This is a genomic window from Sulfuricurvum sp., from assembly GCF_023229695.1.
Classification (GTDB): domain Bacteria; phylum Campylobacterota; class Campylobacteria; order Campylobacterales; family Sulfurimonadaceae; genus Sulfuricurvum.
Map to the genome: position 1 here is coordinate 1 of NZ_JALNYS010000013.1, position 23,247 is coordinate 23,247.

Below are 23,247 nucleotides of genomic sequence, written 5' to 3' on the forward strand. Positions count from 1 at the left end.
TTCGCCCTTTGAAAAAGGTGCGTAAGGTCAGTCATTTATTATCCGATCAGCCACTGAATCGTTTCGATCAAATTGTTCTGATCGAACGTACTTTTCACGATGTAGGCGTTGGCCCCCGCATGCATCCCTTTTCCTCTGTCTTCTGCCGATTCCAACGACGTTACAAGGACAACCGGAAGTTCAGAAAGCTGTCCATCGGAGCGTATCGATTCGGTCAATTCAAACCCGTTCATACGGGGCATATCCACATCCGAAACGACCAGATCAAAAGTGGCTTGTTTGAGTTTTTCATACGCATCCAATCCGTCAACCGCCGCCACAACGTCATATCCGACCATCTCCATAATATTTTGGAGCAAGGCTCTCGTAGTCGGAGAATCATCCGCTATCAGCAGCCTCCTTTTTTGTTTTATCGCCTCTTTTTTCGGTGCCGTATGGGCGGGGACAACCATCCCGGCAGACTTGAAAAGATCGGAGACGTTAAGGATCAATGCCACCGTATCCGAAGAGAGCAATGCCGCTGCGGCTATGTTTTTTACCCGGGAGAGCTGTTTGCCCAGACTTTTGACCATCACCTCATCTTCGACCTCAATGGCGTCCACACGGATGGCCATCATCTCATTCGCCGATCCGATCACAACGGCCGATACGGCGGAGGAGCCGTTTTGAGAGACAGGCCACTCCAGCAGGGTATAGAGCGAATACAGCGGAACGACATGGTGATCGATGAGGAGCATCTCTTTACTTTCAACATTTTGAATTTTTTGACACTCTTCCCGGAGGACGCGGACGATGTGTTCACTCGGAAAAACAAACTTTTGCCCGTTTAACGAAGTCACCACCCCTCTAAAAGTGGCCATACTCAAAGGGAGAAAAATCGTAAATTCGCTCCCCCCCTCTTTGAGAGTCTGCACACGCACCTGACCGCCGAGTTTTTCGGCCTTCTCCTGAACAATCGCCAATCCAAGCCCCCGCCCCGATAAATCGGTCACTACCCGGGCAGTCGATATCCCCGATTCGAAGATAAGATTCAGGAGATCTTCGTTCTCCAAAACCTCAATCTCCTCCTGGCGGAGAAGCCCTTTGTTAACAGCAGAGAGGGCGATTTGTTCACCATCAATCCCCCTTCCGTCATCGCGAACCGACAATTCGACTTTGGAGCCGCTTCGTTGCGTGAGGGTCAGCGTCACGCTACCCGCCCTATTTTTCCCTTTTTGCATCCGCTCTTCGGGACTCTCTATCCCGTGATCGACCGCATTGCGCAAGAGGTGAAGCAAAGGGGTATGCATCTCCTCCAATATCCGTCTGTCGATCTCGATATCCCCTCCGACTACCTGAAACGCAACCTCTTTTCCCACACTTTTTGCCATATCATGGACCATTTTCGGAAGGGGATAAAATAGGGTGGAAAAGGGGAGCATGAGGGCCTCTTTCATCTCTTCCGCCAAACGTTCCACCATCATCTCTATCTCCCGCGCATCCCCTTTTGCCTGCTTGAATGCTTTGAGGAGTGTCGATTCTATCGCCCGCAGCCCCTCGCCCATCGCATGAAGATCGTTCTTTTTTTTTCTCAGCTCTCCCACCCCCTCCATGATCCTTTGCAACTCCTCGGCATGACGCCTTGAGGCTATTTTGGCAAAAAGCATCTCTTCGCTCTGGCGCATGATGGCATTGAGTTTTTGGACCGGTATACGGATGGTTTCTGAAATGTGCGACTCTTTTAAACGCGTATTCGGCTCATCCGCTGCCGCCGCATATCTCTTCTGAGGCAAAGAGGATATTCCCCTCTCCTCGGCAAGGGCAGCTTTTATGGGGGCGACCGCTTCGGCAGAAGGAGAGTCCGTATCCGCTGTTTCGAAGCTGCCGGCTTCCAATTGGGTATGGAGAATCTGGATCATTGTCTGAACGCGCGGTTTTAATTCTCTCCGATTCGCTTCATCGGAGACGGCAAGAATTCCCAGAAGATCACCCACCTCCAGCATTGTTTCGACCAAAGGCTCCGGTATCGGGAGGGCAGAGTGTTTGTAACGGCTAAAGACCTCTTCCAATACTTTGCACACCTCCTCTATCTCCGGTATCTCTACCGCACGGGAGGCCCCTTTGAAACTGTGCGCTTCCCGAAAAAGGGACTCAACCACGTTTTGAGACGACGCTGAGTCACTGTTTTTGAGTTGGATAAGACCATTGGAGAGGGCATCAATGTGTTCTTTTGCCTCTACGGCAAAGGTCTCCAGAAGCCTTTTGTGAAACGCTTCGTTTTGCATCTCCGTCACAGGTCCCTACCTCATTTCGTATCGGCAATGGTGTAATGGTCCATCACCTCTTTGAGTTTCTGGCTCAGAGCACTCAGATCCCGCGCCGAGAGCTCTACTTGTTTGGTACTGCTGAGATTTTGGGCAGTCGCCTCTTTGATACTGCTCATGGCCCCGGAGATCTGATCCATACCGGCAAGCTCCTGCTCATACGACGCCGCGATCTGTTTGCCGGCATTGGCCGCATTGAAAACGCTGGCGTTGAGCTGATCCATCGATATTTTGGCATTTTGTGCCTGCACAACACCGTTTTCAACCGCTTTTGACCCCTGTTCGGCAACCATCACCAGCGTAGCGGTCACTTTTTGGATATCAAAAAGGATTTTTTGGACCTGCTTCATCCCCTGCTTGGATTGTTCGGCCAGATTTTTAAGCTCCAGAGCTACGACGGAAAATCCTTTCCCCTGTTCTCCCGCTTTGACCGCTTCGATGGAGGCGTTTACGGCCAGCATATTGGCCTGATTGGCGATATCTTCGACCGTGCCCGTTATTTCGCCGATCTGCTGGCTCTGGTCGCTTAGCTGGATGATATTGGAGGCGATCAGATCCATCTTCTCTTTGATCTGGTTGAGCCCTTTCATGTTTTCATTCAACCCTTCGGTTCCGCTCTTGGCGATCTCCATCGCTCTGGTCGTACTCTCTGCCGTCTGAACCGCTTTGGCACTGCTCACCTTCGCCGTCTGCTTGATCTCTTCGACGGAGGCAGAGGTCTGCGCAACCGCAGAGAAGGTCTGGCTGGCACTCGAAGAGACCTGTGACGTCGTTGCGAGAATCTCACTCGCGGCACTGTTGAGGGCGAAAACACTCTCTTTGAGCTCCATCATAATCGTATTAAGATTGATGAGCATATTTTCCAATGCCTTCCCCAAAATATCGTTTTCGGAACGCTTCAGCACCGTGACGTTCAGATCTCCCTGCCCGATTTTGTGGGCAATCACCGAAAAATTGTTCAAACTCTCAATCATCACTTTAAAAACTTTTGCCATCTCCCCCAGCTCATCACGGCTCTCCACATCAATCGCTACCTCCGTCTCCCCTTTACTGATCCGCATGGCGGCATCTCTAATAATGGTGATCGGTGTAATAATGATTTTGACAATGTAAACGGCAATCATAACCGCTAAGAAGAGGGAGATCGCCGTCCCGAACACAATGACGTTATTCGTCATATGGGTTACATTATCCGCATCCGTAATCCGGCTTTCGAGAAGCGCCTTTTCTTTTGTATCGAACAGTTTCATCTGCACACGAAACGCATCAAAATGTTCTTTCCCTTGTCGTTGTCCGACCAAAGCACTCATAATATTATTGACATCCGGTGAACGGGCCAAATCTCTCCGTTTTTGGATATGGGGGTCTATAACGGCTTTCCAGTGATCCAATTCTTTCTCCCCCTCCGCCAGAGCGTCAAGCGCCTCCTTGTCCTTCGTCATCTGCTTTAACTCTTTAAACAGCTCCTGATATTTTTGACTCCCCTCGATGTAGGGCTCCAGATAGCTCTCATTCCCCGTCAGCAGATATCCTCTCTCTCCGGCCTCCATATTAAAAGCAGCCTTTTCAATATCGCTCCCCATCTCAGTGACCTGATACGTATGCTCTACCTGATCATAACTCTCCACCACGCCGTTAAAATTTATCAATCCGATCAGGTTGACGATCCCCACCAAAATGAGAGGAAAAAGCCCCCCTGCCAATATTTTCTGTTTCAAGCTTAAGCTATTGAACATTTTCTCTCCCTTTATACGTCGTTACGACCTCTTGATGTACCCGCATGTCCGGATCGGACAGGAGCTTTTTACCGCTCAACACAATCAGCCCCGCTTCGTTTACCCCGAGAATAAAATCAGACCTCGGGAGATTAAATCCCGAAGGGATCATCCGGATCGACTTTTCAGAGATTCTCAATTCGTCGACCACCTCATCAACACTTACACCAAACTCCATCTCCCCATCACTGAGGAGCAAAACGGTGCGTGAGAGATCGTCGTTTCCTATCCCCAAAAAACTTTTGAGATTCACGATGGAAACAAACCTCCCGCGCATGTGCACGATTCCCAGTATGTACCAAGGGACATGGGGGAGCGGCGTAGGCTGTGAAAACGGGCACACTTCACTGATCGCTTCTGCCTCGATACAATAGAGCTCATTCCCCAGCCTAAAAGAGACCACCTCCCTTACGTGTTCATTCTCCGTACTCTCCACCCTTTTTGCGGCTTTGAGGGCTCTTTCTCTGAGAATTGCGTTTGTATTATTCACCCTTATCCCCCTTTATGGCATTGAGCATGGTGAGTAAATCCGATGCCCGGACCCCATCGGAGAGGGCCACCTCTTCCTCCCCCTCCATTTGCTGCAGCAGCGCTTTTGCCCGGGCAATCTCTTTCGCCCCCGCCTCCGACTGCCCCTCTTTTGTCAAGATATTTCCAAGAACCACATGTGCCATCACCATCCCTCTATCCAGATAGAGGGAACGACGCAAAAGCGCTTTGGCACGTCCTTTATCCCCCGCGTCCAGCATCGCCAGTGCATGATGATAATAGGTATCCGCCTGCTCTATGTTCGGGTACGGGGTATAAGGCTCATCCATTGTAACCGGCTGCGGTACGTCAACATTGTCCCTCAATGCAAAGAGACTTCCCCCATTTTCCACACCGTCTGCCGATGCCGAAACAGGTTCAAACCGCATTCGCAAAAAGCTCTCATCCTGATACTCTCCCTTTTTTTCCAATAAATATCCGTCCGGTAGGGATTTCGTATGAGGGAAATCGAACACCCCCATACCGTATTCCGCCGGTGTCGTTGCCAGCCATCCCCCCTCTTTGATAAACGGAACAAGGGTATCCACCGCCTTTTTAGCTTGGTTCGGCTCAAAATAGATCAGGACATTGTTCAATAAAATCAGATCGAAGCCACCCCCATAAGGGGGCAATGCGGGTAAAGGGTCTTTCCCAAAATTATGATAACGGAAATGGACCATTTTTCGGATTGCCGGATCAATCGTATACATCCTGCCGTGAGGTTTAAAAAAATCCCTAAACCGTTGAGGGGTCTGCCGCAGTGACCACGTGTCAAAAACTCCCTGCTCCGCCCGTTCCAGAACATCCGGGTTGACATCGGTACCCAGAAGGTAGATATTCCACCGATCGATATCCGCAATCACCCTTCGCAACACCATCGCCACCGAATAAAGCTCTTCCCCGCGACTGCACCCTACCGACCACACCGATAGGGTATACCCGTTTTTAGCGATAATCCGAGGTAGGATATGGTGTTCGAGTTGGTCAAAAAAACGGGTATCTCGGAAAAAATAGCTCTCCCCCACACTAAATTCTCGGGCAAATGCCTCTATTACCCGCCTATCGTTACCGTGATATTCAAGCAACTGGAGACAGTGCTCTAAAGAGGTGCATCCCAATTCACCCCTTACCCGATCGAGTTTTGACCCGAATACAAGCGGGTCGATCTCTATCTTCCAGCCCAGATTTTGGTATAAAAATGTCTCTACCCGCTCACTCGAAATCCAAGGAAAAGAGGGATCAACCATTTTCATTATGAATTTTCCTCCTGAGCGTGCAGATGGAGGATCTCTTGATCAATCAATCTATCGATGTCCAGCAGAGGGATCAGTCTCTCTTCCCATCGCACCAGAGGGGTCATAACCAACGCGTCAAAAAGCTCCGGCGTTTCCGAAATCTTCTCCCGTTCCAATTCAAATACACCGATAACATGATCGCTCAGCAAGGCGGTCTGATGGGCATGAACATTGACGATCATAAGGGCATCTTCGAGTTCCATGTTTTTTGCCGGGAGAGAGAGGAGATGTCGCAGAGAAATTACGGGGATAGTATGACCGTGCAGGTCAAATACCCCCGCTAAAACGGGGGGTGATTCCGGTATAGCGGTTATTTCCAATGCCCGTAATACCCGCTCTACACTCTCCAGAGGTAATGCATACGTATTATTTTCGCAGGAAAATACCAATACATGCAAAACCATAAGCACCCTTTTTATACGAGATAAAGCATCATTATCGTTTATGATGATTTAAAACAATATAAAGAGATTTTAATAAACAAAAATAGTTAACCGACTTTACGCACTTTGTTTGAACCATGTGCGAAGAAGTAGCCTGAAAATGTTATATTTTAAATCGAAAAAAAACATTTTAAGCATTAAAATAATTTTATAATAATAAAATACAATATATACTATCGCAATCCATTGCTTAAGGAAAAATATGAAAGCCTTCTTTCCCCTTTTCGCGCCCTTTATTCTCTTCGGTGCCTTTAGTGCTCAGGCGGATACTATCTCTTCAAGAGATAGCCTAATATCGTTATCTCAAACACACAACTCCAACTATATCAGCGATAATCATCGAAATGATTACACTCTTTTTTACGACACGGAAAGCGTAAAGCTCTCAGTAAGCGGTGCCTCCGGTTATTTCGGTACATCCGTTCGTTATAAATTCGACCCTATGCACGATAGAAAATGGTTTGTTAAAACAGGAGGAGATTATACCTCCCAACAATTTTCTACCGCACGGTTTATTGCCTATTCTGCTCTATTAACCACCGGATACATGGTTCAGGATGATTTGTATGTCGAAGCTGGAGGACGCGTAATTAAATATGATGCCAGCACCGATATCGAGGATGAAACGGTTAAACTAATAGGCGGACATGCCATTAAACGCTGGGAAAGTACGATCGGAACGGTAGACACCTCCATAGCATTTGACCGTGTATTTCAAAATTTTGCGGACAAGAACATGTATTCGGGAACACTCAATTATTACCCTATGAACAATGTCCGATTAGGGTTTGGTTATCGCTATGCAAAAAACGGTCATTCCAATCATATTAGTTTTGACTACGGTTATCTCTACTCAAATTACAACAACAATTTTAATAGCGACATAAGCAATTTGACGATCGGTATACAATGCGCCTTTTCAGATTTGACCGATTTTTCCAGTTACCGAATGCCGACCAATATCAAACGACATCTTTCGGAGTGATGGGGTCTTCGAAGCTCAAAACATCACATCTCATCCAACCCTCTCAAGACAACCTCTCGTTCGATAATCGCAACGGAAGCTTTAAAGATCGAGGGTTTTAAAAGCCCTGTTTCCTTTGGAAATCCCGTTTTACGCGGCTACCGTACCGCTAAATCCAAACTCAACCCGAAAATCAGTCGCCTGCACTTTTGGAATCACCGTATTTTTTTCTTTTTCCAACACGACGATTCCGTAACGTTCCAGTGTTTTGAGGGTACGGGAGAGATTTGATTTTTTACGACCCGTCATTGCTTCGAGTTCCGTAAGTGACTACGGATTTTTTTCGGCAATGGTTTTTAAAAGCTCTTGATTTTCATTGCTGAGTACCTGCGCCAGCGATTTGATCGATTCAAACCATACTTTCGGGCTCACAAAAATAGAAAAATTAGAAATTAGCACCAACAAAGTGATGCTAACAGATAAGAATTAGACAGCTTTGAGCTGATCAGAGAGAGGGGGATTTTTAGGAGTCAAAACACGCCCTACTTTTCTATTTGAAACAGTAAGTCCTCGTTTTTTTCGCCCCATAGCAAGATCATAAAATCTTTTAAATGTAGTGCTTTCCATTTTTTTTGCTTTTAATTGTTCGTAATTCGTCATGTGCTCTCCTTTTCTGTATGAGCTGAACGAAGCGCTTTTGCGCGGTCTATTTCTCTTCGCGGAGTCTTTTGCGATTTTTTTATAAATCCATGTGTAATTATAACACGCTTTCCACTAACGTAAAAGTAAAGTGTACGTGCAATTCCATCTGCAAATGTTGTTCTAAGCTCAAAAATTCCATCTTCCAATGCCTTAGAAAGATTTTCTTTGATTTTCAAAGAATTATTTTTCTTGTGGATAAAATCGTCAATCGTGGCAAAAATTTCAGCCTGCACTTCTTCACTTAATGAATCAATAAATTCTAAAAATGGTTGATGACCATTTTCAAGCTCTACAAACTGAACCTTATATTTATTCGGCAAAGAAACCTCATCTTAAAATGTTGAAATATATTCTATCCTAATTATTTTGCTTTCATTTTAATTTTGGCAAATGAATCGTCATTCCGTACTTGATACGGAATCCAGTTTTGATAAAGCGTTTCGTTAATCTATGCGGCTACTGTTCCGCCAAATCCAAACTCCACCCGAAAATCGGTTGCTTGCACTTTTGGGATCACCATATTTTTATCTTTTTCTAACACAACGATTCCATAACGTTCGAGTGTTTTGAGGGTACGGGATAAATTTGATTTTTTACGACCTGTCATCTCTTCGAGTTCCGTAAGTGACTGCGGATTTTTTTCGGCAATGGTTTTTAGAAGCTCTTGATTTTCATTGCTAAGTACCTGCGCCAGCGATTTAATGGATTCAAACCATACTTTCGGTTCATCTTCTTTAGGTTTATATTCCCCTTTTGCGATGGCAATAGTACGCTTTATATAATCGGCTTTACTCAAAATTCCGACGTATAACATTTTAGATTCCATCTTTTTCTCCTCTAATGATTCGCCAAATAATAATTGACGCTGTTCCAAAAATCTTCCATCAGTTTCCCTGCGCAATCAAACTCATAGGGAAAAGTCTCTTCTTTTTTATGAATATGATCCCATGTCGTTTTACGTGCGCCGTAACGGAAACTACTCGGTTTGAAGCTGTGGGCGTTGTCATATCCGATGAGGCGATGATTACTCTTATCGTGTAACGTCAGGGAGTAGCGGACACCGTGAGGAATCGTCTCGCTCGTTTCCACCGTTTTGGCTTCAAACTTTACCCAATATCCGTTATCCATCGGAAATATCTCACCGTCTAACAAAAGGAGGTTTTCTAAATCACCCACACAGACTCCAGTTAGTTATCATCTAATGATAACATATTTTATACTCATTTACGATTATCCTATTGCAATAACAATTAAAATGGAATTTCATCTTCATCAATATCAATCGAAGGCAATGTAAATTCTTTGTATTCTAAAGTATATATTTCATATTTTTTTAACAATATTTTTGTTTCATCCATAAATTTAATTGATTTTGCCAAAACACTATTATTTTTAATTTGTTCTGCCATCTGAGTAAGAATTTCTTTAGGAATAATTTCTAACTCATTTAATATATTTAATTGCTTTAATGCTGTTTCCTCATGTGTTGAGTTACTTATTAAATTTGTGAATATAGTAAGTATCTGGTTACTAGTTTTAGGATTTTTTACAATAGTAATAAACACTTCTTTTGCAATATCTGCAACACTTTTTTTCCCATCTGCATGAATAGATTGATATTTACCAATAAATCCGTAAGGGTCTAAATCCTTTTTAATCGGTATAATTAAAACACTTTTACCTACTGCAAATCCCACCTCTTGATCACACCAACTACTTTCTTTAAAACCATCTAATAAAATAGCAGTCAAAGCGTCCATAGTATGTAAAGCTTTTTCAATTTCATCAAGCCATTCACGACTTGGTTCAATATCAGAATGCGCAACAAAAGAAGATATTCCATAAATTTTAAGCGAATTTTGTAATTCCGATGCTTTTTCTTTAAATTTTGCAACATGACTGATAAATAGTTTGAAATAACCTTGCTTCCAAAAAGTAGGAATTATATTTACCTTTGCCCGTTCTGAATGATCTAACTCTAAATCGTCTGCTATTTTTAGAATAACTTCATCTGACTGATCAGAAAGCAACTTTTCAACATATAATCGTTTACTAAAATTTATATCAAAATGATGATCTGGACACGCTATGCCAAAAGCTGGTAAATATGCGTCTATTCTTGAATATGTCATATCCTGTTGAAGCATATTTGCTATTTTCCCAATCAAATTTACTCGTTCAATAGGTCTCATCTATCACTTTACCCAGTCTGCAAAATTATTATATCCATCACCTTTATCCCAATCATACACATTAAAAAAATGTGATAGCGGCAATATTTTTTTCAATACTAATGAATGTTTTACATTTACCTTTTCCGTTCCATCAATGCTTTTATAATATATCCATTCCTTACCATTATGTTCAATCAAACTGTATGAAGAATTATCTTCTGCATAAACACCAACAGAATCTAAAGGATTTTTAGCAAGCGATTTCATAATGCCTTTTTTACATTTTATTGAGTTTATATGCACACCAAAAATATGATTACCTCGTTTTAAACTTTTTAAGATTTCATATCTTACCCATGGTCTAGAATGTGTTTCTGTCCCTATCAAGACACAAGTATTTGATGTATTTTCCAAACCCTGATTTATCAATCTTTTAATAGCAATATCGCCTTCTTTTTTTGCTTTTTCCCATATTGAAGCATCATAAAATCCTGCAGCATCACGATGTTCTTTAGTAACCCAATGATTTCTGACAACATTTGCTCTAAAATCAATAACATCCTGATAATGAAAACTAAAAAATACACGCTTTGCCATTTAATGACCACCAAGATAACATATACTAATACATTTAAAAAGTGTAAGAATTGACATCCATTTACTCACTACAATGTACCCCAAGATGGCAAGGAATATGCCTCCATAAAATGGCAATAAACTTACTGAATACATTATTTGAAAGATTGATTTGACTTGATTATCAAAGCGCATGGGATTTACATTAAAAATTTGATCATCATTATTAGGTCTATATGAAATAATCCAATCATAAACTTTTCTGAACAATCGCTCTTGTCTTAAATAATATGCATCTAAATACCAAAAAGCAAAAAGAGGTATAAATGCAATAAAGAAATGTTTATCGCTTCCTTTAAGCAGTAACGTTCCTGCGACTAATGTAATTGCCCAAGTTTTAACATTAAAAGAATTTGCCGCCATTCGTTTGACAATATCTTGAATATTTTTGACTTCTTCAATAAAAAGTTTTAATCGATTATCTTCAATATTTATATCAGCCATTCCTAATTCCTTTGTGTTGGTTGATTCCCCATAAGCCAAGAATCAAACCTAACATATTTTTTACTATTTTCATTAACAAATAAGGCTTCCTTGATGCCTCCACTAATTTTGGCTTTGTCAATGTAAAAATATAGCCCTAAGTATTCTTGTCCCCTGAAATCTTCATTAAACCCATTATTATCTTTTTTCAAAGGTAAAATTCCAACCATTTTACTTTTAATGCCATCAAAATATCCAAGCTCCCAAGGCATCCATTTAGAATTTGTTGAATTTTCAGATGTTGCAAATAATAGACATTTTGATTGTTTCATTCTTTTTTGTAAAACTTCAGCAGTTGCTTTATTGACTTGTTCTCTACTTAAAAACCTATCAGTTATCCAATCAACATAAACACTATATCCAAGTGATTCAAGCTGTTTTTTTAGCTGAGGGATAATATCTTTATCTGAATAACTATGAGACAAAAATATATCGAACTTATCATTTTGATGCACAGATACCGATGTAGCATTTTTTATTATAGTACTATTTAAACTTGAATCAAATGCCTCATTTGACGGAATCCTACTTAACTCACTATATGAAAATAGTGCCATGATACATCCTCTACTATTTTAATACGTCTGCACCCCAAACTTCAAAAGCATCTTCGGAAGGACATCATCGGATATTTTTATACATTTGAAGATTGGAAAGATTCTTGGCAAGTTGACTTGTGGATATGAGTTTGGTATTAGACATCAATTTTCTCATTATCCCGTTTTATTTTGTATAAATAGAATAGCTGAAAATGGTAGAAAAAGCAAATATTTTTAGGGGATGGATTCCGCATCAAGTACGGAATGACGGGAGAGAAAGTTCACCCTTCGACTGGCTCAGGGCGAACGGATACAACCTTACCCCGCTTTTTCCAAATGTTGCGCCAAAAACATCTTCATAATTGCTTGACGAGCAACTCCGAGCCGTTTCGCCTCATAATCGAGTCTCTCAATCATCCATACAGGCAAATCGAGATTCACCCGTTTTTGCTCCAAATTAGGACGGCGTGATGCCGACCAATCTACAAACTCGGATATATCCTCACCGTTGTCAAATGCTTCATCAAACTCTTGAACTGTTTTCATAATATTCTACCTCCACATCTCGTGATCTTCTCACGGAAATAATTCGGATCATTTCTGACCGATACGTGATGACAGCAGACCAGTGTTTTTTCCCGATTTTTCCAATACAGATAAAACGCTTTTCTTCGGAAAAACTCAAAGGAGCTTCAAGCAAATTTTCATCATGCCATAATGCTTGAGCTTCATCGAAGTCAATGCCATGTTTTGCTTTATTCGCATCACTTTTGTTGCTATCATATTCAAATTTCATACCAATAGTATACCAAATTTAAAAATAAAATGAGTTAGGAAATGGATTCCCGATCAAGTCGGGAATGACGGGAAAGAGTAAACACAATTCAGAATTATTTTAATTTAACGACGACCACATCATAATCGGTCATATTCACTGTCTTCGGCATTATCCCATACGTTGTTTAGGCTTTTTTCGGAAAGTTTGCAGAACTCTTTTGTGGTTTCATCTTCCACCACAATTTCAAGCCCATCTTCTTCGAAATGCTTTAAAAGCCATAAAACTTTCTCAAATAATTGCGGGTTTTGAAAATTAAGGATTATTGATTGCATTCTATCTCTCCTACATCAATGTACGCTATTACAACAGTATATCAAAAGGTAGAAAAAATGATTTAGAAATATTTTTATAGGGGGGGCAAGGGGCGTAAACCCCTTGGCTACACTCAATTGAGCATAGGTGCGAAAAGGCACACAAGTAGTAGTGCTAGTACGTACTTATCCATAAAGACCCCCTTCATTCGTTTTTTGGAGGGCAAAAAAAAAGGCCGAGGGGTAATTACTCCCTCAGCCTCTTGCCGCTCCATCAAACGAATGAAAAGTCGTACTAGCAAAAAAATTATAGCATATTTTTTACTATTGTAAAACTTACCCTTTTACTTTCGCTTCGATCGTCGCAACGATACTCGGGTCTTCGAGAGTCGAGATATCCTGCGTGATCGCTTCGCCTTTGGCGATAGAGCGTAGTATTCGGCGCATGATTTTGCCCGAACGGGTTTTCGGCAAGCCCGGTACGAAAACGATGTCATCACAGATAGCGATGTTACCGATCTCTTTCATGATCACTTTGTTGATCTCTTTGACCATCTCCATCTCTTCACCGACGGTGTCGTCGCCTTTGAGGACGATGTAGGCGAAAATTCCCTCACCTTTGATGTCATGCGGTTTACCGACAACGGCGACTTCGGCGACGTTCGGGTGTTTTTTACATGCCGCTTCCACTTCGGCGGTTCCCATACGGTGACCTGAGACGTTGATAACGTCATCGGTACGACCCGTGATCGTGATGTATCCCTCTTCGTCGTAGATTGCACCGTCACCGGTGAAGTAGACCGGCTGTCCCTCTTTTTTGACATCGCCGAAATACGATTTTACAAATCGCTCAGGATCGCCCCAGATTCCGCGAATCATAGACGGCCAAGGACGGGTTACACACATGTATCCTCCCTCGCCTGCCGGTACTTTTTCACCCGTTTGAGGGTCAAGGATCTCAGCGATGATACCCGGAAGGGGGAAGGTCGCGCACGCCGGTTTGATCGGAGTCGCACCCGGCAATGGAGAGACGATATGTCCCCCTGTTTCCGTTTGCCAGTAGGTATCGACGATCGCGCATTTGCTTCCGCCGACTGCCTCATAGTACCATTTCCATGCCGGAGGGTCGATCGGCTCACCGACAGTTCCGAGAACTTTTAGGCTGCTAAGATCGTATTTTGCCGGCTCATCTTCACCCATTTTGTGTAATACGCGGATTGCGGTCGGAGCGGTGTAAAATTGGTTTATTTTGTACTCTTCCACCATTTTCCACGGACGTCCTGCATCGGGATAAGTCGGTACCCCCTCGAACATTACCGTCGTCGCACCCATCGCAAGCGGTCCGTAAACGATATAGGTGTGTCCGGTAATCCAGCCGACGTCTGCCGTACACCAGTAGGTGTCGTTCTCTTTGACGTCGAATACCCATTCCATCGTCATTTGCGCCCAGAGGATGTATCCCGCGCAGTTGTGCTGAACCCCTTTCGGTTTTCCGGTAGAGCCTGAGGTGTAGAGGAGGAATAACGGATCTTCGGCGTCCATCACTTCGGCTTCACAAATGCTTGACTGGTTTTTGATGAGTTCGTTGTACGAATAGTCGCGTCCCGCTACCCATGTGATATCTTCGTTATTACGCTCGACCACGAGGACCTTCTCAACCGGAGATTTTTCATCAATCGCCTGATCGACTACCGGTTTGAGCATGTACGGTTTATCTTTACGAAATGCACCGTCGGCGGTAATGACCACTTTCGCCGCTGCGTCTTCGATACGGTCTTTGAGCGCTTCGGACGAGAATCCGCCAAATACGATCGAGTGGATCGCACCGATACGGGCACAGGCGAGCATCGCGTACGCTGCTTCAGGGATCATCGGCATGTAGATGACGACGCGATCCCCTTTTTTGACGTGAAACTCGTTTTTAAGGAGATTGGCGAATTTATTGACGTTGTAATAGAGCTCAAGGTAGGTAATGATTTGTTTATCACCGCGATCCCCTTCGAAAATGATCGCCGCTTTATTTTTACGAGAGCTGAGATGACGGTCGATACATTGGTGGGCTACATTGAGTTTCCCGTTCACGAACCATTTATAAAACGGCGCGTTGCTCTCATCGAGGACTTGGGTGTAGGGTGAGAACCAGTCGATTTTCTCATTGGCGAAATGGCCCCAAAACCCTTCATAATCCTCATTGGCCCATGTTTGTAAATCATGGTATTCGCACATATTTTTAATGCGGGCATTTTTAGCAAACTCGCGGTTCGGTTGAAAAGTTGGTTTTACGATATCACTCATAGTTAAGACTCCTTAGTGTAGTTTAAGTGTATTTTTTAATTTTATGTAGACCATTGCGGTCATGATCGCGTCGTTCAACGCGTTGTGCTGTCCCATCCTCGGGATCTTTAAATCTCGGAGGATTGTATCAAAGCGTAAATCAATGTTTCCTTGAGGTATCAAAGCAATTTTTTTATCAAAATATAGCCCCGACACTTCAACCTGTTTATTGGGAAGCGTTATCCCAAGCCACGGCTTAAGGAGGCGGTTGACCATCGCCACGTCAAATTCCAGATAATAGCCCACCAACGGGCGGTTTCCTATGAATTTTAAAAATTTTTCCACCCCCTCTAACGGCGTATGTGCGTGTTCCAAATCGCAGGGACGGATATGGTGGATCTTGATACTCTCGGTGCTGATAACGCGGGAAGGTTTCAGAAAAATTTCGAAACTCTCCGAAGTGAGGATACGATCCCCCTTCACCTTAACCGCACCGATGCTGAGTATCGCATCTTTTTTGGTATTGAGCCCCGTCGTTTCGGTATCAAACACCACTACTTCATCCCCGGTGTAAGGTTCAAACAGCCACGCATAGCTTTCGTCTTTTAACCCTCTGCGGTTCCAGACGCGTTTGAAGTGCTCAAACATCACACCACCATCCCCAAATGAAAGTGATAGGTGAGGAATTTTTTAAACGTATTGACGATTTTAAACGCATCTTTGAGCAAATCACGCTCCGCTTTGCTGAGCAATTTCGGGTTGACGTAATTGCCCTTGTCGCTCTCTTGCTTTTGCTCAAGGATAAAACGGAGCCGGATGCTCAGCAGCGTATCGTACGCTTCGATCAGTTCACTCGCGAATTGCTTGTCAAACAATCCAAGGTTGTTGAGCTCTTTGATCCGCTCAATCGTATTTGTCGCACCGATTTTGTGTTCCAGCGCCAAAATACGGATACCGTGAACCACCGCAAAAATTCCCCCTTTTTTGATGTCAAATTCGCTTTCGTGCTCCGCTCTCCCCAAAACAAAACCGCCGATAAGGCTCAGCGGTGTTTCAAAAGCGAGCGCCGATTTCGCCAAATGGGCCAATACATCGCTCCGCCCTTCGAAATTTTCAAACAAATAATCCCGGCACTCCGTCAAAAGATTCGCATCTCCGGCCACGCACTGCGCGTCCAGAAAAATCGACAATCCCATCAGCGCTTCTTCATTAAAAGTGTCGATCCATCCGGAAATCAGCTTTTTATACCCCGCAACCGTATGGCGCCAATAGGGGTTGGATACCATAACGTTGCCGTTGCATTTGGGAAATCCCAGCTGCAGCAAATAGGCACTGAACTTCTCCATGTACGGTGCATAAGCCCCCTCCTCTTCCCCGTCTCGAAGGATGAGGCCGTTATCCTGATCGGTGCGTAAAATCTGCTCACCCCGCCCCTCGGATCCCATCACGATCAATGCACAGCCATCGTGCAGCGAGGGAGGGACAACCATCTCAAACACTTTGCGATACACTTTTGCATTGAGCTCACTCACCAGTTTCGAGACATACCGCACCTGCACCCCTTTGGTCGTTAACGAGCGGACCAGATGGGTCAGTGAGCGCTGTGCACTTTGGAGTTCGTCGATGGTGGTGGAGCGCTCTACCGATGCCGCGATCAGATGGGTGTGATTGGCGAAATGGCTGAGGAGATCGAGCTGCTCTAAAATCCCGACGATTCGATTTGATTCCACCACGACAAGCCGTTTTACCCCGTATTTGGTAAACAGCAATAAGGCGTTAAACAAAAAATCGCTCCGCTCAATCGTGATCAAACCGTACGTAGCGATCTCGTGAATCGGATCATCGCTATTTTTATCCGCCAACAGTACTTTTTCGCGCAGATTCGTATCGGTCACTATCCCGATTTCCTCACCTTTTCGGACCAATATCACCTTTGCATTCTGATCGCTCATCTGACGCAACGACGCTTTGATCGAGAGAGACCCCTCTACAAAACACGGAGCATGCAAATAGATCTCATCGACCCGTGAGACCATAAACGGAGTCAGCTCATTTTGGTGCTGCCGCTCTTTGAGATGCTGATGTTTGGTGATGAAATCTTGCATAAAATAGTTTTGAAACGATTCAACGTCTTGGAGAAGATTGAGAAAAGATTCTTTAGGGAGTTCGTAACAAATAAGATCTTCGGCAACACTAAAGGTGCTTTGGGTATTTCCGTATATTAGGGAGTTCGCGTCAAAGCTGTCGCGCTCCCCGTATACGTTTTGGAGTTCACCCTCGATGGTTTCGTTAACAAACCCTTTGATGATGATATAGAGCGATTCTGCCCGTACCCGAGGAGCGATCAGTACCGTCTCCTTCGGGTAATAGGCGATGTCCATCTGGGTCATCAACTTTTCGATCATCCTCTCCCCTAATAGGTCAAAAGGATGAATCGACATCAATAGCGCTTTTTGATCAAACAGACTCAAAAGTGTCTCCTAAAAAAATCAATGAAAGAAATCTGCCTCGACAGAGGCAAGCTTCAGTGCCATAGCGGCTAGCGTAGCCGAAGAGGCATATGACCCTTCGGCGTTCAAAATAATCTTTAATGCTCCACCGCACCCTCAGCACCGATACCCGTTTGACTTCGGATAAATTGTGCTTCATATGCTTCATGCTCTTTGCGCGAGTTTTCGCTTCTATCGGTGATCGAGAAGAACCAGATTCCGATAAACGCGGCACTCACCGAGAACAGAGCCGGATATTTATACGGAAAAATCGCTTCCGCATTTCCTAAAACGTCCACCCAAACGGTCGGCCCGAGTACCACAAGCACTGCCGCTGTCAATAGACCGAGTGATCCGCCGAGCAACGCACCGCGAGTCGTAAGGCGCGACCAATACATAGAGAGGAACAAAATCGGGAAGTTCGCACTGGCTGCGATCGCAAACGCCAGTCCGACCATGAATGCGATATTTTGATCTTCAAACGCAATACCGAGGTAGATCGCTACGATACCCAAAATAACGGTAGAGATTTTAGACACTTTCATCTCCATCAAGCCGTCGGTTTTCCCTTTTTTAATCACACTTGCATACAGATCATGCGAAATCGCCGAAGCCCCGGCCAACGTAAGGCCGGAAACAACCGCAAGGATCGTCGCAAATGCCACCGCCGAAATAAATCCGAGGAAGAAATCGCCGCCAACCGCATGCGAAAGATGGATCGCTGCCATATTATCACCGCCGAGGATCGGATAGCCGCCGTCAATTGCCTGTTTTGCCAAATCAAGGTATTGCGGATTTTGGAATACCAAAACGATCGCACCGAAACCGATGATAAACGTCAGGATATAGAAATACCCGATAAACCCGGTCGCATAGAAAACCGATTTGCGGGCCTCTTTCGCATCGCTGACGGTGAAAAAGCGCATCAGGATATGGGGAAGTCCCGCCGTTCCGAACATCAGCGCAATACCCAGAGAGATCGCCGAAATCGGATCGCTTACCAGTTTTCCCGGTGCCATGATCGAAACATCTTTCATGCTGACCGCCGTAGCGAACAACGACTCGAAGTTGAAATCGTAATGGGCCATAACGGCAATCGCCATAAACGTCGCCCCCGAAAGGAGCAAGAACGCTTTGATAATCTGAACCCACGTCGTCGCAAGCATCCCCCCGAACGTGACGTAAAGGATCATCAATACACCGACGAGGATAACCGCGATCTCATAATCCAGACCGAAAAGAAGCTGGATCAATTTACCGGCACCGACCATTTGAGCGATCAGGTACAAAACCACCGTCAAGATCGATCCAAACGCCGCCAATGTACGGATAGGGGTTTGGCGCAAACGGTACGATGCCACGTCCGCAAAGGTATATTTACCGAGGTTACGGAGCTGCTCCGCTACCATAAACAAGATAATCGGCCAACCGACCAAAAACCCGATCGAGTAGATGAGTCCATCATACCCTTTTGCATACACGAGGGCAGAAATACCCAAAAACGACGCCGCAGACATATAATCCCCGGCAATCGCCATACCGTTTTGGAATCCCGTGATCCCGCCTCCGGCCGTGTAGAAATCTTTTGCCGTTTTGGTCCGTTTGGCCGCCCAATAGGTGATCCCCAATGTCGCCCCGACGAAAATAACGATCATCATGATCGCCGACATGTTCAACGGCTGTTTTTCAACCGCACCGCTCAGTGCTTCCCCCGCATACGCAGCGGCGGAAAATAAAAGTACCGATAGCGCTTTCATCACTCTCCCTTTGCTTTGGCTTTAATTTTTGCGGTCAATTCATCAAATTCACGGTTTGCACGACGGACATACATACCCGTCAAAGCAAATGCGCTGACGATAACGCCGACACCGATAGGGATTCCGACGGTTGTGACGGACCCTTCCGACAACGGTGTCCCCAGCAGTGAGGGATCAAATGCGATTGTCAATACGAATCCGAAATAGATGACCAGCATGACAATGGTCAGTATCCATGCAAATTTACTGCGCGTTTTGACAAGATGTATAAAATCCGGATCGTTCTTGATACGATCAACCATCTCTTGTTTCATGTTAAACCCCTTTTAAAAATTGTAGTTGGCGATAAAGCGATATTCATCCCAGCCGGTTGCCGCACCGGTTGCCGTTTCTTTAAAATTACGCGGGAAATTTCCACGGAACCGGAGCTGGAGGTTTTTCACCGTTTGCGGCGTGTAAATCATATCGAAACCGGCTTCCGTAGCGGTCCAGGAATGATTTGCTGAGTAGCCGTTCAAGGCATCCATATCGAATGATGCATAATAAACACCCGTATTCAGATTGGTTCCCATATCTTTCCAGTTATAGTTCCCTGCCACTTTCCAGGTGTCGGTCCCCGCCATAAACTGGTGACGCGTTACCATCCCCTGCGTATAGGCGCTCATCCCGCCCCACGGAGTGATCGTTCCGCCGTTGATTACCGAAGAAGCGTCTTTACTGTTGTGGGAGAGTGCCGCATACACGTCGACATTCGACACTTTCAAGCCCACTTTTGCCGCAATAAAATCACTCTTAACCTTGGTAATGATAGCGTTATTTCCGACATCCCGTTCATTAATCCATTGTGCCGCTACGTACGGAGCCATTGCGTTTGAATAAGACCAACCGTAGTTGGCTTCCGCATATACGGCATTGAGAATATTACGGGCATAATAATCCCATACTTGCAATTTTAATCCCGGCATACCGGAGTAGATTGCCGCCGCGACACTTACCCCGTTCGTATTTTCACCGATTGCATAGGTTCCCATATCGGTAAATTTGCCGACATAATCGGTTGCGTTGGCAACACCGCTATACCCTGACGTCAATGCCAGCACCGAACCGGCCGTTGTAGAGTTATAGGCGTTTGCAAACGTTCCGGCCGCAAATTTCGTTACATGCGCCGCGATCAATGTCGTATCTTTTACATCGGTATTGCTGAGTACATAGGCTTCAAAAAGGCTGGGAAGCATCCGTGCGTCATCGCTTCCTGCCATCGGGGTATCCAATTTTTGACGACCTGCTTTAAATGCGGTATTACCATTTTTATATTGGAGGTAAGCTTCCCCCAAATAGGTCTCATTATTTCCGTTCGGACCGAATAACGTCGTGTCGTTCTCTGCCGCAACATCGCTTTTTTTGTCTAATTTATTCGTCGTATAGAAGGCTGCGGCGGCACTAAAACCATAAAAGGTGCCTGTTTCGTATTTAAGATACCCCCCCAGACTTAAGCCGTCACGATTAGCACCCGGCGCATAATCACGGTCAATGTAAAAAGCACGGATTTGCCCGCTGGCCTTCCCCTCTTTAAATATCCCTGCCAAATCATCGGCCGCATGGGTATTCAATACCAATACCGACGCTAAGAGTGAAAGACGTACTGTATGTCTCATTCTTGCTCCTTGTAAGTTTTTAACAGTGTCATTATGTAAACAAAGCGTAGCATCAACGTAGCATTGGTTGAATTAGAAAAATTAATTGTCTGAAATGGAGGAAAGCAATTCGTTGTGAGAAAAAAAGTAACACGGTTTTTCTGCCCCGCCGGAGACACCCCCCGTGCCGTTGCCGCAGATTTATGGGGAGAGGAGAAATTCCTCTCCCCTTCCCCTCTACACCATACGCGGAATATCGATCATATACCCCAACGCACGGATATTTTGGATGAAATCCTCTTTAAGGCTTTTCTTCAGGCGGCTCACTTCGGCCCGGATCGTCGCATTATCCACATATTCCTCATCCCATACATAGGTCCGGAATTGATCGAAATCGACGACCCGTCCCCGATTACGGGCGAGAAGATCGATGATTTGAAGTTGCCGTTTGGTAAGGGGCTGTGTTACGTTATCACACAACAGAGTCGAGGTGGAAGCATCGTATCCATAGCTTTTGGAGAGGCGCACATGGTTTTGGGGAGTGGCACAGCTTTGCATCACTTTATCGATCCGAAGCGCCAGCTCTTTCAGATGAAACGGCTTTTTAAGATAGTCATAGCATCCCAGATCATACGCGCGACTGATCCCTTCGATATCGACAAGAGCGCTGATGTAGATGGCGGGTGGACGGATCTTGAGCAGATGGAGCTGTTCGAGCAGATCCAGTCCGTCGATACCCGGAACATTGATATCCAGAATCAGCAGATCAAACATCTCCTTTTTAAGAGCTCCAAGCGCATCAAAACCATCATAGAAAGAGGTGACGCAATGACCCAGAGAGAGTAAATACTCAGTGATTGCCTCACTGAGCATTTGTTCGTCTTCAAGCAGCAATATTTTCAATTGTACCCTTTTTAAAGTGATATTCAAAACGGGTAAGATCATTGTCTGATACAATCTTGATCTCCACTCCGTCTTCATCACAAATCGATTTTACCAGACTCAGCCCCAACCCGAAACCGTCTGTCTTTTTCCGTTCTCGGTAATATGCCTCAAAAATCTTTTCCGCATCATGAATCTTTTGGGATTTGCTCTCGACCCAAAATCGGCACTCCTGCGTATCGCACGCTATCCCGACACGAATCAACTCTCCGTTTTTGGTATATTTGATCGCATTGGTCAGATTATTATCGATCACCCGCTGGAGCTTGGTTTCGTTAAACTGGATCCATGCCGGAAATTCGGGCTTGGTATAGTCGAACGTCAGATTGGAAAAATGGGCCACCTCATCAAAAAACTCAAGCCGTTTCTCGACATATTCTCCCATCTCGATCGGACGCGCAGGATACTCGATCTGATCTTTTTTGACCAAATAACTCAGATCGTCGTAGATACTAAAAATATTTTTGACCGCCGCTTCGATCTTGGCCAAATAGCGATTACGCCCCTCATGCATCGAAAAAAGCTCGATATTGGCCATGATCACGGAGAGGGGAGTATGGGTTTCATGAATCGCATAACGGATAAACTGTTTGTGCGATTCGAGCAGCCCCTGCGAAAAGCGCTGCTCCTCTTCAAGCGCTTCATTTTTCATTTGCAGCGCATACGTTTTTTGTTTGACCCGCTCTTCCAAACTCGCATTCAGCTGTTGAAGAGACTCTTTTTGCTCATCAATCGTGTCGGCCATCTCATTCGCATACCCCGCCATTTTTTTAAACTCGTTGAAATAGAGCTCATGCGGGCCGATTGGGTCCGCTTTCGTATGGGCCGATTCGAAAAAGGTCAAAAAGCGTTCCATATCCCGTGCGATCATGCTGTTGACGATCTTTGATATACCGACTATGAATCCGAAAATGATCAGGGCCAGCGTCGCGATCTCGACCATGATCTTGATCAGCTGCCCCTTAATGCTTTTCCCACCCTCAGAGAGATGCTCTGCCGCCGCCGAGGAGACCTGGGCAAATTGACGGTATTCGTCATAAATCAGCAGCGATGAAAAAATGACGGTAAACAATAAGATAAAAACGATCGTATAAAAATTGAGTTCTCTAAGGGATATATGAGACAACTTGCGCTGCAACCACGATTCCATACGCCCCCCGACCGATTAATTCACTCTATTATAACCGATTCTGTCCCGTTGGTTAAGATTTATCCACTAT

Annotated in this window: 26 protein-coding genes; 1 reads left to right on the top strand and 25 read right to left on the bottom strand. The window is 44.7% G+C overall.

What is annotated here, in order from left to right:
• Window positions 1–38: 38 nt before the first annotated feature.
• Genes M0P91_RS10160 through M0P91_RS10180 form a run of 5 tightly spaced genes read right to left on the bottom strand, consistent with a single transcriptional unit; the run spans window position 39 to window position 6,305 of the window.
• A complete protein-coding gene (locus M0P91_RS10160) occupies window positions 39–2,264 on the bottom strand; it encodes a response regulator (protein ID WP_295066991.1) in 2,226 nt (741 codons plus the stop codon).
• A 20-nt stretch (window positions 2,265–2,284) separates the two neighbouring features.
• Window positions 2,285–4,039: a methyl-accepting chemotaxis protein gene (locus M0P91_RS10165; protein ID WP_295066821.1), complete on the bottom strand. Its 1,755-nt coding sequence runs from the start codon at window positions 4,037–4,039 to the stop codon at window positions 2,285–2,287.
• Window positions 4,029–4,568 (bottom strand): chemotaxis protein CheW, encoded by a 540-nt coding sequence (locus tag M0P91_RS10170; protein WP_295066822.1) that lies wholly within the window; start codon window positions 4,566–4,568, stop codon window positions 4,029–4,031. Before M0P91_RS10170 ends, M0P91_RS10165 begins: the two co-directional genes overlap by 11 nt.
• Window positions 4,561–5,859 carry a CheR family methyltransferase gene (locus tag M0P91_RS10175; protein ID WP_295066824.1) on the bottom strand — a complete coding sequence of 433 codons (1,299 nt, stop codon included), beginning with the start codon at window positions 5,857–5,859 and terminating at the stop codon, window positions 4,561–4,563. The genes M0P91_RS10170 and M0P91_RS10175 overlap by 8 nt, the downstream gene beginning before the upstream one ends.
• A complete protein-coding gene (locus M0P91_RS10180) occupies window positions 5,859–6,305 on the bottom strand; it encodes a chemotaxis protein CheW (RefSeq protein ID WP_295066826.1) in 447 nt (148 codons plus the stop codon). The genes M0P91_RS10175 and M0P91_RS10180 overlap by 1 nt, the downstream gene beginning before the upstream one ends.
• Window positions 6,306–6,546: 241 nt before the next feature.
• Between M0P91_RS10180 and M0P91_RS10185 the strand changes: the two genes are divergently transcribed.
• Window positions 6,547–7,329, top strand: coding sequence for a hypothetical protein (locus tag M0P91_RS10185; RefSeq protein WP_295066828.1), 783 nt, complete (start codon window positions 6,547–6,549; stop codon window positions 7,327–7,329).
• 129 nt (window positions 7,330–7,458) lie between these two features.
• Here M0P91_RS10185 and M0P91_RS10190 read toward each other — a convergent pair whose 3' ends face one another.
• The 20 genes from M0P91_RS10190 to M0P91_RS10285 form a co-directional block, all read right to left on the bottom strand.
• Window positions 7,459–7,617 carry a hypothetical protein gene (locus tag M0P91_RS10190; protein ID WP_295066830.1) on the bottom strand — a complete coding sequence of 53 codons (159 nt, stop codon included), beginning with the start codon at window positions 7,615–7,617 and terminating at the stop codon, window positions 7,459–7,461.
• A gap of 177 nt (window positions 7,618–7,794) precedes the next feature.
• Window positions 7,795–7,968, bottom strand: coding sequence for a hypothetical protein (locus tag M0P91_RS10195; protein ID WP_295066832.1), 174 nt, complete (start codon window positions 7,966–7,968; stop codon window positions 7,795–7,797).
• A complete protein-coding gene (locus M0P91_RS10200) occupies window positions 7,965–8,330 on the bottom strand; it encodes a type II toxin-antitoxin system RelE/ParE family toxin (RefSeq protein WP_295066834.1) in 366 nt (121 codons plus the stop codon). The genes M0P91_RS10195 and M0P91_RS10200 overlap by 4 nt, the downstream gene beginning before the upstream one ends.
• Window positions 8,331–8,458: 128 nt before the next feature.
• Window positions 8,459–8,836: a MarR family transcriptional regulator gene (locus M0P91_RS10205; RefSeq protein WP_295066836.1), complete on the bottom strand. Its 378-nt coding sequence runs from the start codon at window positions 8,834–8,836 to the stop codon at window positions 8,459–8,461.
• Window positions 8,837–8,847: 11 nt separating this feature from the next.
• Window positions 8,848–9,186, bottom strand: a complete 339-nt coding sequence (locus M0P91_RS10210) for a DUF6516 family protein (RefSeq protein WP_295066838.1) — start codon at window positions 9,184–9,186, stop codon at window positions 8,848–8,850.
• Between the two features lie 74 nt (window positions 9,187–9,260).
• Window positions 9,261–10,202: a toll/interleukin-1 receptor domain-containing protein gene (locus M0P91_RS10215; protein WP_295066839.1), complete on the bottom strand. Its 942-nt coding sequence runs from the start codon at window positions 10,200–10,202 to the stop codon at window positions 9,261–9,263.
• 3 nt (window positions 10,203–10,205) lie between these two features.
• A complete protein-coding gene (locus M0P91_RS10220; protein ID WP_295066840.1) occupies window positions 10,206–10,781 on the bottom strand; it encodes a TIR domain-containing protein in 576 nt (191 codons plus the stop codon).
• On the bottom strand, window positions 10,782–11,264 hold the full coding sequence (locus M0P91_RS10225; RefSeq protein WP_295066841.1) for a hypothetical protein: 483 nt from the start codon (window positions 11,262–11,264) through the stop codon (window positions 10,782–10,784). It abuts the gene before it with no gap.
• 2 nt (window positions 11,265–11,266) lie between these two features.
• Window positions 11,267–11,860 carry a toll/interleukin-1 receptor domain-containing protein gene (locus M0P91_RS10230; protein WP_295066842.1) on the bottom strand — a complete coding sequence of 198 codons (594 nt, stop codon included), beginning with the start codon at window positions 11,858–11,860 and terminating at the stop codon, window positions 11,267–11,269.
• Window positions 11,861–12,160: 300 nt separating this feature from the next.
• A complete protein-coding gene (locus M0P91_RS10235; RefSeq protein WP_295066844.1) occupies window positions 12,161–12,388 on the bottom strand; it encodes a CopG family antitoxin in 228 nt (75 codons plus the stop codon).
• Window positions 12,366–12,638: a BrnT family toxin gene (locus tag M0P91_RS10240; RefSeq protein ID WP_295066845.1), complete on the bottom strand. Its 273-nt coding sequence runs from the start codon at window positions 12,636–12,638 to the stop codon at window positions 12,366–12,368. The genes M0P91_RS10235 and M0P91_RS10240 overlap by 23 nt, the downstream gene beginning before the upstream one ends.
• A gap of 119 nt (window positions 12,639–12,757) precedes the next feature.
• Window positions 12,758–12,952, bottom strand: coding sequence for a hypothetical protein (locus tag M0P91_RS10245; protein WP_295066847.1), 195 nt, complete (start codon window positions 12,950–12,952; stop codon window positions 12,758–12,760).
• Window positions 12,953–13,267: 315 nt separating this feature from the next.
• A complete protein-coding gene (gene acs, locus M0P91_RS10250) occupies window positions 13,268–15,226 on the bottom strand; it encodes an acetate--CoA ligase (RefSeq protein WP_295066848.1) in 1,959 nt (652 codons plus the stop codon).
• A gap of 12 nt (window positions 15,227–15,238) precedes the next feature.
• On the bottom strand, window positions 15,239–15,853 hold the full coding sequence (locus M0P91_RS10255; protein ID WP_295066850.1) for a 3'-5' exonuclease: 615 nt from the start codon (window positions 15,851–15,853) through the stop codon (window positions 15,239–15,241).
• Window positions 15,853–17,676, bottom strand: coding sequence for a putative nucleotidyltransferase substrate binding domain-containing protein (locus tag M0P91_RS10260; protein WP_295066852.1), 1,824 nt, complete (start codon window positions 17,674–17,676; stop codon window positions 15,853–15,855). The genes M0P91_RS10255 and M0P91_RS10260 overlap by 1 nt, the downstream gene beginning before the upstream one ends.
• A 116-nt stretch (window positions 17,677–17,792) precedes the next feature.
• Window positions 17,793–19,451, bottom strand: a complete 1,659-nt coding sequence (locus M0P91_RS10265; RefSeq protein ID WP_295066854.1) for a cation acetate symporter — start codon at window positions 19,449–19,451, stop codon at window positions 17,793–17,795.
• Complete coding sequence (locus M0P91_RS10270; RefSeq protein WP_295066855.1) at window positions 19,451–19,765, bottom strand: DUF485 domain-containing protein; 315 nt, start codon at window positions 19,763–19,765, stop codon at window positions 19,451–19,453. Before M0P91_RS10270 ends, M0P91_RS10265 begins: the two co-directional genes overlap by 1 nt.
• A gap of 12 nt (window positions 19,766–19,777) precedes the next feature.
• The gene (locus M0P91_RS10275; RefSeq protein WP_295066857.1) at window positions 19,778–21,106 is read right to left on the bottom strand and encodes an OprD family outer membrane porin; all 1,329 of its coding nucleotides are present in this window, start codon (window positions 21,104–21,106) and stop codon (window positions 19,778–19,780) included.
• A 216-nt stretch (window positions 21,107–21,322) separates the two neighbouring features.
• Complete coding sequence (locus M0P91_RS10280; RefSeq protein WP_295066859.1) at window positions 21,323–21,988, bottom strand: response regulator transcription factor; 666 nt, start codon at window positions 21,986–21,988, stop codon at window positions 21,323–21,325.
• The gene (locus M0P91_RS10285) at window positions 21,969–23,177 is read right to left on the bottom strand and encodes a HAMP domain-containing sensor histidine kinase (RefSeq protein ID WP_295066861.1); all 1,209 of its coding nucleotides are present in this window, start codon (window positions 23,175–23,177) and stop codon (window positions 21,969–21,971) included. The genes M0P91_RS10280 and M0P91_RS10285 overlap by 20 nt, the downstream gene beginning before the upstream one ends.
• Between the last annotated feature and the right edge of the window lie 70 nt (window positions 23,178–23,247).